The 14,280-nt window shown below is 72.0% G+C and carries 11 protein-coding genes; 4 read left to right on the top strand and 7 right to left on the bottom strand.

The window, feature by feature from the left end:
* Nucleotides 1-92: 92 nt before the first annotated feature.
* Nucleotides 93-1,268 (top strand): M91 family zinc metallopeptidase, encoded by a 1,176-nt coding sequence (locus OG210_RS17885; RefSeq protein ID WP_328327794.1) that lies wholly within the window; start codon nucleotides 93-95, stop codon nucleotides 1,266-1,268.
* Between the two features lie 73 nt (nucleotides 1,269-1,341).
* On the opposite strand, the gene OG210_RS17880 is transcribed toward OG210_RS17885, so the two are convergent.
* Nucleotides 1,342-2,955 (bottom strand): alkaline phosphatase, encoded by a 1,614-nt coding sequence (locus tag OG210_RS17880; RefSeq protein ID WP_371537618.1) that lies wholly within the window; start codon nucleotides 2,953-2,955, stop codon nucleotides 1,342-1,344.
* 296 nt (nucleotides 2,956-3,251) lie between these two features.
* Here OG210_RS17880 and OG210_RS17875 point away from each other — a divergent pair, with 296 nt between their 5' ends.
* Nucleotides 3,252-4,763, top strand: a complete 1,512-nt coding sequence (locus OG210_RS17875; protein WP_371537615.1) for an MFS transporter — start codon at nucleotides 3,252-3,254, stop codon at nucleotides 4,761-4,763.
* Nucleotides 4,764-4,872: 109 nt separating this feature from the next.
* Here OG210_RS17875 and OG210_RS17870 read toward each other — a convergent pair whose 3' ends face one another.
* From OG210_RS17870 to OG210_RS17860, 3 genes are all read right to left on the bottom strand, one after another.
* Nucleotides 4,873-5,922, bottom strand: a complete 1,050-nt coding sequence (locus OG210_RS17870; RefSeq protein ID WP_328327800.1) for a Zn-dependent alcohol dehydrogenase — start codon at nucleotides 5,920-5,922, stop codon at nucleotides 4,873-4,875.
* Entirely contained in the window at nucleotides 5,919-7,103 is a 1,185-nt protein-coding gene (locus OG210_RS17865; RefSeq protein WP_328327802.1) for an acyl-CoA dehydrogenase family protein, read from the bottom strand. Before OG210_RS17865 ends, OG210_RS17870 begins: the two co-directional genes overlap by 4 nt.
* Before the next feature lie 62 nt (nucleotides 7,104-7,165).
* Nucleotides 7,166-8,080 (bottom strand): SDR family oxidoreductase, encoded by a 915-nt coding sequence (locus tag OG210_RS17860; protein ID WP_328327804.1) that lies wholly within the window; start codon nucleotides 8,078-8,080, stop codon nucleotides 7,166-7,168.
* Between the two features lie 85 nt (nucleotides 8,081-8,165).
* Here OG210_RS17860 and OG210_RS17855 point away from each other — a divergent pair, with 85 nt between their 5' ends.
* A complete protein-coding gene (locus tag OG210_RS17855; RefSeq protein ID WP_328327806.1) occupies nucleotides 8,166-9,092 on the top strand; it encodes a cyclase family protein in 927 nt (308 codons plus the stop codon).
* Between the two features lie 254 nt (nucleotides 9,093-9,346).
* Here the strand turns inward: OG210_RS17855 and OG210_RS17850 are convergent, their stop codons facing one another.
* The 3 genes from OG210_RS17850 to OG210_RS17840 all read right to left on the bottom strand — a co-directional run bounded on the left by OG210_RS17850 (nucleotide 9,347) and on the right by OG210_RS17840 (nucleotide 12,456).
* Nucleotides 9,347-9,943, bottom strand: a complete 597-nt coding sequence (locus tag OG210_RS17850; protein WP_328327808.1) for an ATP-binding protein — start codon at nucleotides 9,941-9,943, stop codon at nucleotides 9,347-9,349.
* A gap of 432 nt (nucleotides 9,944-10,375) precedes the next feature.
* Entirely contained in the window at nucleotides 10,376-11,278 is a 903-nt protein-coding gene (locus tag OG210_RS17845; RefSeq protein WP_328327810.1) for an acyl-CoA dehydrogenase family protein, read from the bottom strand.
* Entirely contained in the window at nucleotides 11,278-12,456 is a 1,179-nt protein-coding gene (locus tag OG210_RS17840; protein ID WP_328327812.1) for an acyl-CoA dehydrogenase family protein, read from the bottom strand. The genes OG210_RS17845 and OG210_RS17840 overlap by 1 nt, the downstream gene beginning before the upstream one ends.
* A 225-nt stretch (nucleotides 12,457-12,681) precedes the next feature.
* On the opposite strand from OG210_RS17840, the gene OG210_RS17835 reads away from it, so the two are divergent.
* Complete coding sequence (locus OG210_RS17835) at nucleotides 12,682-14,211, top strand: AMP-binding protein (protein WP_328327814.1); 1,530 nt, start codon at nucleotides 12,682-12,684, stop codon at nucleotides 14,209-14,211.
* Nucleotides 14,212-14,280: the final 69 nt, after the last annotated feature.

The following is a 14,280-nucleotide window of genomic DNA, read 5'->3' as shown; positions in this document are numbered from 1 at the left end:
GCCCCTGGGCTTGGCCCCCCGGCCCTTCCCCGCGAGCAGCCAGGGTGGAAGACTCGCCTTCTCTGCCCTGGCGGACATGAAGGAGAAGTGGCATGCGCGCGCAGACACGGCCCGTCTCGGTCGAGGAGACCAGGGCCGGGCGGCAGCGGCCCGGAGCGGCGGCCGCCCGGCCGCCCGTGCGGGACCTGAGCCCCGCGAGCGTTCGCAACCTCCAGCGGACCGCCGGCAACGAAGCGGTGGGCCTGATGGTCCAGCGGCTCCGGGACCCCGGCGCGACGGTGCAGCGGACCATGACGGCCGACCCGGAGATCCAGCCCATCGTCGACGCGGTGGAGGAGATGCTGGGGACCGCCCGGTCCTTGATCGCCACGGCCCAGGGGCTCGGGTTCCGGCTGCGGGGCAGGGAGGGCCAGCAGAAGCACTGCGACCACCTCGGCACGTCTCTGGACACCGCCGAACACATGGTCTACCGGCAGTTCCGCGCCGACGGCCCGGCCGGCCGGACGGCCAACCCGCGCACCGGCGCGCTGAAGGCCCTGCTCGACGAGATCCAGCAGCGGCACATCGAGTACGTGGGCATCCTGCGCCGGTTCAACCTGCGTCCCGTCGGCGCCGACATCGATCCCCAGGACACCGCGGGCCTGGCGCAGCTGTCGAACACCTGGTCGCGGGTGGTCGGCGGGCAGGGCATCAGGACCTCGTCGACCCCGCGGCCGTTCGGCGAGGACCGTACGCCCCAGCGGCTGCCGGGTTTCGAGAACCAGATGCTCTCCCACCACGCCCGGTTGCTCTCCCGGCAGCACGGCCGGAACCTGGTCGGCGGTCTGAACTCCGGGGTCGCGGGCGCCGGCGCGGCCATGGTGGGCGTGGTGCCCTTCCACCCCGAGCAGGTCGAGTTCATGGGCGGCAACAGCGTGGTCGGCGCGGAGGCTGCCGTCGACACGCCCGAAGGGCTCGCGTCCGCCCCCAACGCCCCCGGCAGGGGCAGCAGCAGCGTCGTCGCCGTGCCGCACGGCATGCGGGACAGCGAGGGTGCGCACGAGGGCGAGGCCGTCTCGCCTGCCTTCCTGGTCTACGGGCACGAGCTGATCCACGCGCAGCACAACATGCACGGCATCAACATCCGGAACGTCGGCGACGAGGAGGCGGCGACCGTCACCGGCAACGAGACCTCCACCGCCCTGCACAGGCAGCGGGGGGTGCCGGTCACCACGGAGGAGATGCTGCGCGAAGAACACGGCCTGCCACTCCGCGGCGGCTACACATAGCCACGGCCCCCGTCGGCATCACCGACCGGCGGGGCTCTCATACGCCGGGCCTGCTCGGGTCGGACGAAAGGCCCTAACCCACCACCCGCACCCCCGGCCGCCCCGACCGCACCTGGAGCCGGGCGAGCGTGCTGGCCTTCGCCTTCTTGCTGAGGACCGTGTCCACCACCCGGACCTGGGCGTCCACCGACGACTCCCCGATGTCGAAGAGGTGGTAGCCGCGGTGCGCGTCGATGACCTTCCAGTGCGGGTTGTCCGCCTTCAGCGGGTCCCACTGCTCGTGGAAGACAGCCTGGTCCTGGTCCCCGTTGCTGGAGATCGACGTACCCACGAACTCCGCCCCGACCACAGCGGACTTCGGATTGGCGAAGTCCTTCTTCAGGTCACTGATCATCGTCAGATGGCGGTCGCCGGAGAGCACCACCGGGTTGCGCACCGACTGGAACTGCCGCATGAGGGCGTTCCGTTCGACCTGGTAGCCGTCCCACGCGTCGTAGTACCAGAGCTTGCCCTTGCCGGGCATGAGATCGGTTTCGGCCATCATGATCTGGGAGGCGATGACGTTCCAGCGGGCCGGTGACCGGGTCAGCCCCTTCAGCAGCCACTCCTTCTGCGCCGCGCCCAGCATCGTGCGGGACGGGTCCTCGGCACCCGCCTGTGTCGCTGCCTGGTCGGTGCGGAACTGCCGGGTGTCCAGGACGTTCAGCCGGACGAGCCGCCCGTAGTCGAAGCGCCGGTACATCTGGATGTGCGGGCCGTGCGGCACCGACGTGGCCCGGACCGGCATGTGCTCGTAGTACGCCTGGTACGCGGCGGTCAGCCGGGCGACGAACGCGGTGTGCGACTGCTTCGCCGGGTCCTGCGGCACCTCGCCCGCGAAGTCGTTGTCGACCTCGTGGTCGTCGAAGGTCACCACCCAGGGCGCGTGCGCCTGCATGGCCTGGAGGTCGGGGTCGGTGCGGTACTGGGCGTAGCGGTTGCGGTAATCGACCAGGGTGTACGGCTCGTCGTGACCGGTGTGGAGCCGTACGGAACCGGCCGCCGGGGCGGACTCGTAGATGTAGTCGCCGACGAAGAGGACCAGGTCGGGGTCCTGCGCGCGCATGTCGGCGTACGGGGTGAAGTAGCCGTGCTGCCAGTTCTGGCAGGAGGCGAGTGCGATACGGAGGCTGCCGCCGGCCGAGAGCGGCGACGGCGCGGTGTGGGTCCGGCCGATGGGCGAGATCTGGCCATCGCAGCGGAAGCGGTACCAGTACCGGCGGCCGGGCCGCAGGCCCTTGGCGTCGGCGTGCACGCTGTGGGCCAGCGCGGGCACGGCCTGCTCGGTGCCGGTCCGGACGATCCTGGTGAACTTCGCGTCGTCCGCGATCTGCCACTCGACGGTGACCGGGGCGTCGGGCATACCCCCGCCGTTCAGGGGGTCGGGCGCGAGCCGGGTCCACAGCACGACCGCGTCCGGCAGCGGATCGCCCGATCCGACGCCGAGTCCGAACAGTCCGTCAGGAAGTTTCGGGGTCGCGGCGGATCCGGTGGACACGGCGGTGCCGGCCGATGCGGGTGTTGCGGCGGACGCGCTGCCGGAGAGCGGAAGCTGAGCGGCGGCGGCCGCGCCGAGCGCGGCGGCCGATCCTGCGAGGAACCTGCGGCGGCCGGTGAGAGAGGAGCGTGCTGCGTCGTCTGCGGACATACGGATTGACTCCCTGGCTGCTGTGGGGTCTCTTGTCGCGCTTGAGGTTCACAGGGCGAGGTGGCCGGGGGGCTGAACGCCACGCATCGCGCGCATGACCGTTGCCGGAAGCGTCGGACCGCAGGCGCGACATCGCGTCAGAGCCCTTGGGGCAACTGGCTCGTACGGGGTCCGGGCGGTGGCGGCAAGCTGAATTCCGGCCGGATAGCGACTACTCCGTACGAGCGGGAAAGTTGGCCCGAATGGGCAGCGGGAAGGGACGCCCGGGCCGCCCGGCTCTCGTAAGGTGACCGCCCATGGCCCTTCCCCCTGACGCTTCAGAATCGACCGCGGGCACCGCCGCGGGCTCGACCGCGGACCCTGTTGCGCACTCCACTGCCGGCCCTGCCGCCGGCTCCCCCGCGGGCTCGTTCGCGGGCACCGCTGCCGGCTCGGCTGCCGAGTCCCCCGCAAGCGCCTTTGCCGGCTCCGGCGCGGTCGCTGCCCCCGCTCCCGGCACGGCCGGCTCCGGCACGATCCCGGCCCCCACCTGCGGCGGCGCCGACTCCGGGACCGGCCCCGTGCCCGGTCCCGCGGTCACCTCGCCGGGGGCCGGGCCGCTGCCGTCGCTCTGGCACGACCGGCGGTTCGTGCTGCTCTGGTCCGCGCGGACCATCTCGGTCCTGGGCAACGGCTTCGCCCGGGTGGCGCTGGCGTTCGCGGTGCTCTCGCTGCCCGGCGCCACCCCAGGACGGCTGTCGCTGGTGCTCGCCTGCCAGGCGCTGCCGCAGCTGGTCCTCATCCTGGTCGGCGGGGTCATCGCGGACCGGATGTCGCGCTCCCTGCTGATGATGATCTCGGACTGCCTGGGGGTCGCCGCGTACGGGGGTCTCGCCGCGATGGTGCTCACCGGGCATGCGCCGCTGACGGCCATGTGCCTGCTGGCGGTGGTGGCCGGAACGGCCGGCGCGCTGTTCGCCCCTGCGATGTCCGGCGTCGTCCCGCAAATCGTCCCGGCCGCGCAGTTCCAGAAGGCCAACGCCCTGCTGCGGGTCGGCATGAACGGTTCGATGGTGCTCGGGCTCGCACTCTCCGGTGTGACCGTCGCGGGGGTCGGCGCGGGCTGGGCGCTCGCCCTGAACGCGGCGTCCTTCCTGGTGAGCGCGGGGCTCATCCGGGGGCTGCGGCTGACGACGGCCGTGCGGGCCGCGTCGTCCGGCTGGGCCGATCTCCGGCATGGCTGGCAGGAGTTCGCCTCCCGGCAGTGGCTGTGGGTCGTGGTCTGCCAGGCCGCGGTCATGGTGGCCGCGGTCGCCTCGACAGCCGGGGTACTCGGACCGCTGGAGGCGACGGAGCACCTCGGCGGGGCCGGTGCCTGGTCCGCGATCGTCGCCGCGCAGGCGGTGGGCACCGTCGCGGGGGCGTCCTTCGCGGTACGGATCCGGGTGCGCCGCCCCCTTCTCGTCGCCGTCGTCGCGATCTTCCCGGTGGCGCTGCCGATGGCGCTGCTCGCCGCCCGTGCGCCGGTCTGGGTGATCTGCCTGGCGATGTTCTGCTCGGGCCTGTCCAGCGACGTGTTCGGGGCGCTCTGGGAGACCACGATGCAGCGGGAGATCCCCGAGGAGGTCCTGTCCCGGGTCAGCTCCTACGACTGGTTCGGCTCCCTCGCACTGGCGCCGCTGGGGCTGCTGGTGGCGGGGCCGATCGCGGCGGCCGTGGGCACCAGGGCGGCGCTCGCGGGGTGCGCGGGGGCTACGGTTCTCGCCACGTGCGGGGCGCTGCTGTCACCCCAGGTGCGGACGCTGCGCGCGCCGGCCGAGGAGGGCTGACCCCCCTTTCGCACGGGGCTCCGCCCCCGTCCCCCCGGGCGGAGCCCCCTGCACACAGAGGTGCATACAGCCGTGCATACAGACGTGCATCCAGACGTGCATCCAGACGTCAGAACGTCAGCACACCCCGCGCCACCTTCCCCCCTTCCGCATCGGCCACCGCCCCCTCGAAGTCCTCCACCGGATACGTCCGTGTCACCAGCTCGTCCAGCAGCAGCGCCCCCCGCGCGTACAGCCCCGCGTACAGCGGAATGTCCCGCTGCGGCCGCGAAGCCCCGTACCGGCAGCCCAGGATGGACTTGTCCAGGAACATCGAGGACACCAGGAACGACGCCTCTGCCGTCGCGGGCGGGGTGCCGAGCAGGATCGCCTGGCCGTGACGGTCCAGGAGGTCGATGGCCTGGCGGATCAGCTCCACCCGGCCCACGCACTCGAAGGCGTGGTCGGCGCCCTTCGGGAGGATGTCCCGGACGCCCTCCGCCGACGTGAGGAAGTGGGTCGCCCCGAACTGCCGGGCCACCGCCTCCTTCTCCGGGTTCGCGTCCACCGCCACGATCACCGCCGCACCCGCGATCCGCGCGCCCTGCAGGACGTTGAGGCCGATGCCGCCCGTGCCGATGACGACCACCGAGTCGCCGCGGTCGACCTTCGCCCGGTTCAGTACCGCTCCGACCCCCGTCAGCACCCCGCACCCGATCAGCGCTGCCGAGGTGAGCGGGATGTCCGCGGGGATCTTCACGGCCTGCACCGCCTTGACGACGGTGCGTTCGGCGAAGGCCGAGTTGGACGCGAACTGGTAGAGCGGATTCCCGCCCCGTGAGAAGGGCCGGCCCGGCATCCCGATCGCCTTGCGGCACATCGTCGGCCTGCCCCGGTCGCAGTCGGCGCACGCCCCGCAGTTGGCGAGCGTGGAGAGCGCCACATGGTCGCCCGGGGCCACATGCCTGACCCCCGCCCCGACGGCCTCGACCACCCCGGCGCCCTCATGGCCGAGCACGACCGGCACGGGAAACGGAATCGTCCCGTCGATCACCGACAGATCGCTGTGGCAGAGACCGGCCGCCGCGACGTCCACCAGGACCTCGCCCGGTCCGGGATCACGTATCTCCAGGTCGTCGACCACCTGGGCCTGCTTGCCGTCGAAGACGACACCCCTCATCTCGGCTCCCTCGGTAGGCCGAGCACCCGCTCGGCGATGATGGTGCGCTGGATCTCGTCGGAGCCGCCGTAGATCGTGTCGGCCCGGCTGAACAGGAACTGCCGTTGCTGCGCGTCGAGTTCGTACGGGTTCCCGGGCGCCCAGTCGGCCGGCCCGACCGCGCCGTCCGCCCCGCGCACCTGCACCGCCAGCTCCCCGAGCCGCTGGTGCCAGCCGCCCCAGAGCAGCTTGGCGACGCTCGGGGCGCCCGCGTCGTCCGTACGTCCCAGGGTGCGCAGCGCGTTCCACCGCATGGTGCGCAGCTCGGCCCACTGGCGTACCAGCCGGTCGCGCAGCACCGGGTCGGCGGTGGCGCCCGACGCGACCGCCGCGCCGACCACCTCCGTCAGCTCGCGGGCGAAGCCGATCTGCTGGACCAGGGTCGACACCCCGCGTTCCAGGGCGAGCAGGCCCATGGCGACCTGCCAGCCGTTGCCCTCGCCGCCGACCACGCACGCGGCCCGCGCGCCGTCGAAGAAGACCTCGTTGAACTCGCTGGTGCCCGACATCTGGCGGATCGGCCGGACGTCGATCCGGCCCCGCTGGTCCATCGGGACCAGCAGGAAGGACAGCCCGTGGTGGCCGCGCGTGCCCGGTTCCGTACGGGCCAGCACGAAGCACCAGTCGGCCTCCCTGGCCAGCGAGGTCCAGATCTTCTGGCCGGTGACGCGGTACGTGCCGTCGCTGTCGCGCACGGCGGCGGTGCGCACCGCCGCCAGGTCGGAGCCGGCGCCCGGCTCGCTGTACCCCTGGCACCAGAGCGCCTCACCCCGCGCGATCGGCGGCAGGAAGCGGGCCTGCTGCTCGTCGTCGCCGAAGGCGATGAGGGTGGGCGCGAGGAGGTTCTCGCCGATGTGGCCCACCCGTCCTGGGGCGCGGGCCGCCGCGTACTCCTCGGCCCAGACGACCTGCTGGGTCAGGGTGGCCCGGCGGTTGCCGAAGTCGCCCTGCCAGCCGATGCCGATCCAGCCGCCGCTGCCCAGCTCCCGCTCCCAGGCCCGGCGCAGCTCGGCGCCCTCGTGTTCGCTGCCGGGGCCGCCGGTGGCTTCGGCGGTGGCGAACTCGCCGGTGAAGTGGTCCGCCAGCCAGTCCCGCGCCTCGGCCCGGAACGCGGCGTCGTCAGGCCCGGGAGAGAAGTCCACGCCGCGCCTCCCCCAGGTGCGGGACGGAGCTGTGCCGGACGGCGCCAACTGCCGCCCCGTACTCATCCATTGGGCCGTTCCTTGGCCGCCGCCGCCCGTGCCATCTCCTCCAGCTGCGCCAGCATCGGCATCGGGTCGACCCCCACCGTTCCCGGCAGGAAGTCGGCGATCCGCTCGGGTGTCCACGCGGCGCCCTCCGCGTACCCGGCGCGCAGCTCCCTCGGCTGGGCCCAGACCGCGATCTTCGGTCCCGCGATCGTGTACACCTGGCCGGTGATCTTCTCCTTGCGGGCGCGGTCGGAGAGCAGGTACGTGACGAGCGCGGCCACGTCCTCCGGTTCGCCGATCTCCTTCAGCTCCATGGGGACGTTCGCGGACATCCGGGTCCTGGCCACCGGGGCCACCGCGTTCGCCGTCACGCCGTACTTGTTGAGACCGAGCGCGGCGCTGCGCACCAGCGAGATGATGCCGCCCTTGGCCGCGCTGTAGTTGGCCTGCGCGACGCTGCCCTGGTGGTTGCCGCTGGTGAACCCGATCAGTGTGCCGCTGCCCTGTTTGCGCATCACCGCCGACGCCGCCCGGAAGACGGTGAAGGTGCCCTTCAGATGGGTGGCGACCACCGGGTCCCACTCCTCCTCGGACATGTTGAAGAGCATCCGCTCCCGGAGGATCCCGGCGACGCAGACGACGCCGTCGATCCGCCCGTACTGCGCCAGCGCGACATCGACGATCCGCTGTCCGCCCGCCATCGTCGAGATGTCGTCGGCGACGGCGACCGCCTGGCCGCCCGCCGCGACGATCTCCTTGACGACGGACGCCGCGACTTCGCTCTCGGGTGCACCGCCTTCGATCGGAACGCCGTAGTCGTTGACGACGACCCGGGCGCCCTCGGCCGCGGCCGCGAGGGCGACCGCCCTGCCGATGCCACGCCCTGCGCCTGTCACGGCGATGACTTTGCCTGCCAAGAAGTTCCCCATGTCCGGCCCCTTCCCGCGGTTTCTGACGGTCCGTTAGATTTTACGGGTAGCCCGACAGCCGAGCACAAGACCCCCGGAGGCCCCGATGTCACTGCCGGCCGCATTCCACGACATCGCCACACGCGTGAACAACTGGGGCCGCTGGGGCGCCGACGACGAGATCGGCACCCTGAACCTCATCACCGACAAGGTCGTACGGGAGGCCGCGGCGACCGTGCGGAGCGGCCTCCGGGTCCCGCTGGCGATAGCCCTGGAACAGGACGGCGTACAGACCGGGATGATCCCGGGGCGGGTGAATCCGCTGCACGCGATGGTGCAGATCAACCAGGAGCTCTTCGGTCCCGGCACGGTGGCCACCAGCGACGACTTCGTGACCATGAGCCTGCAGACGGGCACCCACTGGGACGCGCTCACCCACGCGTCGCACTCCGGGAAGCTCTACAACGGCCGCCCGGCGGAATCGATCACGGCCCACGGCGGCGCCGAGTTCAGCGGGATCAGCACGGTGCGGCACATCGTGTCGCGGGGGGTGCTGCTCGACGTGGCGCGCGCCAGGGACGTGGACCGCCTCGAGGGCGGCCGGGCGGTGACACCGGACGACCTGGAGGCGGCACAGGAACTCGCGGGTACGGAGGTACGCGCCGGGGACATCGTGCTCGTACGGACCGGGCAGATCCAGCTGTATTTCAGCGGCGACCGGAACGGCTACACGTATCCGTCGCCCGGGCTCTCGATCCACACCCCGGAGTGGTTCCACGCCAGGGATGTGGCGGCGGTCGCCAACGACACCGTGACCTTCGAGATCTTCCCGCCCGAGAACGAGGACCTGTGGATGCCCGTACACGCCCTGCATCTGGTCGAGATGGGGATGCCGCAGGGGCAGAACTGGAATCTTGAGGAGTTGTCCACAGCCTGTGCGGAAGCGGGCCAGTACAGCTTCCTGCTCTCCGCGACGCCCGAACCCTTCAAGGGTGGCACGGGAGCACCGGTCGCACCGGTGGCGCTCCTCTGAGCCGGCTGGACCTGCCCCGCCGAAAGGCCGTAGTTCCGGGTGGCGGCGTCACGACAGCCGCCACCCGGAACGGCGCGGGCACCCGCCCCTCCCTGCCCGAGAGAGGCCGGCGCCGAACGCGATCCGTACGCACCGAGATCCGGGCCCCCACACTCCCCGGCATCCCCGGCGTCCCGTCCCCCGACAGGTGGATCGCTCCTGCAAGAGTGATCAGGTCACCACTCCGCGTCAACACCAGGGCAGGGCTTTGCGAGTTACACCCGAAATGTGACGGCGCGCGAGGGGTCATATGCCCCGGGCTCGCGAACAACCTCCATGCGCTCCGGCGCACTTCCCGCGATCTCGCGCACACTCCGCTCCCTCTGGCGCACGCCCCGGTCCGTCTCGCGCACACCCGGATCGCCCTCGCACGCCCCCGGACCGGCTTCGCATCCGCCCTGATCGGCCTGACAGTCGCCCCGGTCGACCTCGCACCAGATCGACTTGCCGTGCCCCTCGGGCTGCCAGCCCCAACGGTCGGCGAGCCCGTCAACCAGTTCGAGACCGCGGCCGTTGGTGTCCTCGCCCTCCGCGTGCCGGGGCCGGGGCGGGCAGGCGCTGGTGTCAGCGACCTCCACCCGGACCGTGCCGGCCTCCTCGGACGGACCGAACAGCATCCGCAGCACCGCCGGACACCCCGTGTGCACCACGGCGTTGGTCACCAGTTCCGAGATCAGCAGAATCAGCGTCTCGGCGAGTGGCTCGTCAACCCTTATCCCGGACCCGACAAGCCTGGACCGCGCCCATCTGCGGGCCCGCCCCACCTCCGCGGGATCGGGTCCGACCTCCAGCTGAACCTGAAGCACCTGCACCGCTCACACCATCCGAACCGGCCGGGGGTACCCCCCAGGGCTTTCCGCGCACCGGGGGAACATCGCCTAGCGCCTCTCAGGGATCACGGAACGTGATTCCCGTGAGAGACAGCATGGTTGACGTACAGTCACCGCAACAAGCGCTTCGGGCATATTCCAGCGCGAAGGAGTAGGCGTGGTGCATACTGTGCGACGCCTGCTGCGGACAGTCGAACGAAGGCGCCTCTCGCACCCACGTACGGTGCGAACGGCGCGCATTCCCCGACTCGCCGCCACCTCAGAGGTGCCAACGGGGCATCCATGCAACACGGTCATTCGCATCTCACGGAGCGTACCGGAGCGGGCCGCCGACTCCGGCCCGTGACGGCCCTGTCGAAGGACACAACCAGGTATCAACGCTCGGTGACCGCCGGGTAACCCACACGGGAGGCCTCACAGTGCGGCAGCGATCAGCTCTTCGGCCTCAGCCCCGGTGATCCACTGGCCGGCCCTCACCCAGGCCCGTTTCAGATGAAGATGAACATCTGACTCCCAGGTGAATCCCATGCCGCCGTGTACCTGGACGCAGTCCCGGGCGTTGCGGACGGCCGCGTCGTCGGCGAGCAGCTTGGCCCCCGCGACTCCGGTGTCCGGTGCACCCCCGCCGCCCCCCGTACCGTCCCCGCCCGCCTCGGCGGTCACCGCCGCCGCGTACACCGCGACCCTGGCGAGCTCGGTCCGTACGAGCATCCGGGCGCAGAGGTGCTTGACCGCCTGGAAGCCGCCGATCGGCCGGCCGAACTGCTCCCGCTCCTTGGCGTACTGGACAGCCAGTTCGGTGGTGCGCGCCGCGCTGCCGAGCTGAAGTGCCGCCGTGAGCAGGGCGGCGGCGGACCGGCCGGGATGTCCGCGGTCGCCGGACACCCGGTGCAGCGGTGTCAGCGGATCCACCGACCGTACGGGCCGGGCATCAGCGGCATCCCCCACCACCTCGTCGGCCTCCGCGAGCCACTCCACCAGCGCCCCGTCGGAAGCCGCCACGACGGTCCGCCCGGTGTCGGCGCCCGGCACCGTGCCCGCCGCGAGATGCGTGGCGACCAGCGGGCCCGGCAGCAGTGCCCGCCCCGCCTCCTCGAAGACGAGGACGGCCTCGGGCAGCCCGAGCCCGACCCCGCCGTCCGCCTCGGGCAGCCGGAGCGAGAACAGCCCGGCGTCGCCCAGCTCCCGCCACAGGGCGCGGTCGATGACCGGCCGCTCCACGGCGGCCCGCAGCGCCTCCCGGCCGAAGCGGCCGTCCAGCAGCGCACGGAAGCCGGTACGCAGGGCCAGTTGGTCGTCGGTGAGCCGGAACTCCATCAGCGCTCCTTGGGGAGGCCGAGGATCCGCTCGGCGACGATGTTCTGCTGGATCTGCGAGGTGCCCGCGGCGATCGTGTACGAGAGCGAGGACAGCCGGTCCTGGTTCCAGGGGTGCCCGAGGTCGAGGGCGTCGGGGCCCAGCACCTCGCCGGCCGCCTCGTACAGCTCCTGGCGGGCCTGCGAGTATCGGAGCTTGAAGACCGAGCCGCCGATCCCGGGCACCCCGAAACCGCCCCCGCCGCCCCCGCCCTGCGACTCGCTCACGTTCCACTGGGTGAGCCGCCACAGCGCGGCGAACTCGGCGCCGAGCCGGCCCAGCCGGCGGCGCAGCACCGGGTCGTCCCAGCGGCCGTTCTCCCGTGCCGTACGGGCCAGTTCGCCCAGGGTGCGGCGGCAGGCGACGACCTCGCCGACGAACGCGGTGCCGCGTTCGAAGGAGAGGGTGACCATCGTGACGCGCCAGCCGTCGTTCTCGGCGCCGACCCGGTCGGTGACCGGGATCCGTACGTCGTCGAGGAACATCTCGGCGAACTCGGTGGACCCGGCGAGCGTCCGCAGCGGCCGTACGGTCACGCCGGGGGCGTCCATCCGCATCGCGAGCCAGGTGATCCCGCGGTGCTTGGGCACCGCGTCGCTGACCGGTTCCGTACGGACCAGCAGCTCGCACCAGTCGGCGACCTCGGCGTGCGAGGTCCAGATCTTGGATCCGCTGACCACATAGTGATCGCCGTCCCGTACCGCCCTGGTCCGCAGCGACGCCAGGTCCGAACCGGCGCCGGGCTCGCTGAACCCCTGGCACCAGACCTCGTCCCCGCGCAGCACCGGCGGCAGCCAGCGGGCCCGTTGCTCCGCCGTCCCCTCGGCGGCGATCGTCGGGCCCGCGTGCAGCAGCCCGACGAAGTTCGCCCCGACATACGGGGCCCCGGCCCGCTCCGTCTCCTCCAGGAAGATCAGGTGCTGGGTGGGGGTGGCACCGCGCCCGCCCGCGTCGGCGGGCCAGTGCAGCCCCGCGTACCCGGCCTCGTACAGCATTCGCTGCCACGCCGTGTCGTACGCGCGCCGGCCCGGCCAGTCCAGCGGGTCCGGCGCGGGCGGCAGCGCGGGGAGTGCCTTCGCGAGCCACTCCTTGAGCTGCCCGCGGAAGACCTCCTCGTCCTCCGTGTACCTGAGGTCCATCAGGGTGTCCCTTCCGGCTGTCCGGTGGCCCGACATCCGCCGGACCGGATACCCGACGGGACATCTGCCGGGTATCCGACGGGGCACCTGATGGGCCGTCAGATGACAGGCTAGCCCCGGCCCCCTGGACCGACAAGGCGCGGAGCCCTACGCTCTCGACACGATCTGACTACCCGTCAGCTAGCTCGTGGGCGTGAGGGAGTTCGGGGCATGGGAGTTCGGGGCATGGACGAGACCGCACACGCACTGGGCGCATCCCGCACGCTGTGGGAGCTGGTCGACCGCCGCGCCGGACTGACCCCGGACCGGCCCGTCCTGCTCCAGGGCGACCGCACCCTGACGTTCGGAGAGCTGCGGGACGGCGCCGAGCGCGTCGCCGCCGGTCTGTACGGGACGGGGGTGCGGCCGGGCAGTGTGGTCGCCTGGCAGCTGCCTACCCGGATCGAGACGGTGCTGCTCTCGTTCGCACTGGCCAGGCTCGGCGCCGTCCAGTCGCCGGTGATCCCGTTCTACCGGGACCGCGAGGTCGGCTTCGCGCTCCGCGAGTCCCGGGCGGACTTCTTCGCCGTACCGGGCACCTGGCGCGGCCACGACCACACGGCCATGGCCGAACGGCTCGGCGCCCGGGGCGTCTTCGAGGCGTACGGCACGCTCCCGGACGGCGATCCCGGCGTACTCCCGCCGCCGCCCGCCGACGGCACGGCGGTCCGCTGGATCTACTGGACGTCCGGCACCACGTCCGACCCCAAGGGCGTGCTGCACACCGACCGTTCACTGATCGCGGGCGGCTCCTGCCTCGCCCACGCCCTGCACCTCACGGCGGACGACGTCGGCTCAATGGCCTTCCCCTTCGCACACATCGGCGGCCCGGACTACACGGTGATGCTGCTCCTGTACGGCTTCCCCGCCGTGCTGTTCGAGCACTTCGCGATGGACACGGCACTGCCCGAGTACCGCCGGCACGGGGTGACGGTCGCGGGCGGCTCCACCGCGTTCTACTCGATGTTCCTCACCGAGCAGCGCAAGGCACCCGGACAGCGGCTGGTCCCCACCCTGCGGCTGCTGGCCGGCGGCGGTGCGCCGAAGCCGCCGGAGATCTACCACGCGGTGGTACGGGAGATGGGCGTCCAGCTCACGCACGGCTACGGCATGACGGAGGTCCCCATGATCACCATGGGCGCCCCCGACGACACGGCCGAGAACCTCGCCACCACGGAGGGCCGTCCACCGGCCGGGATGGAGATCCGCATCGTGGACCCGGAGGGCAAACCGGTGCCCGCGGGGGTCGACGGCGAGGTGCGGCTGCGCGGCGAGGCGGTCTGCCAGGGGTACTCGGACCCGGCCCAGGCAACGGGTGTCTTCGACGCCGACGGCTTCCTGGTCACCGGCGATGTGGGCCATCTCAGGGAGACCGGCCATCTGGTGCTGACCGGGCGGATGAAGGACATCATCATCCGCAAGGGCGAGAACATCTCGGCCAAGGAGATCGAGGACCTGCTGCACCAGCACCCGGCGGTCGCGGACGCGGCGGTCGTCGGACTCCCTGACCAGGAGCGCGGCGAGCGGGTGTGCGCGGTGGTCGAGCGGCGGCCGGGCGCCGATGACCTGACGCTGGCCGCCATGTCGGTGTTCCTGCGCGGCGAGGGCCTCTCCGTGCACAAACTGCCGGAGCAGCTGGAGCTGGTGGACGCCCTGCCGCGCAACGACGCGCTGCGGAAGGTACTCAAGTACAAGCTGCGGGAGTTGTACGGCTGACGTGACGCCCGGCTCTCCGCTCCCTGGCGCTTCTTCTGGACGGTGTTGGTTCTTGTGTCAACTCCCTTG

Origin of the sequence: Streptomyces sp. NBC_00466, from assembly GCF_041433995.1 — a bacterium.
GTDB lineage: Bacteria > Actinomycetota > Actinomycetes > Streptomycetales > Streptomycetaceae > Streptomyces.
This window is presented reverse-complemented; position numbering and strand designations above follow the sequence as displayed.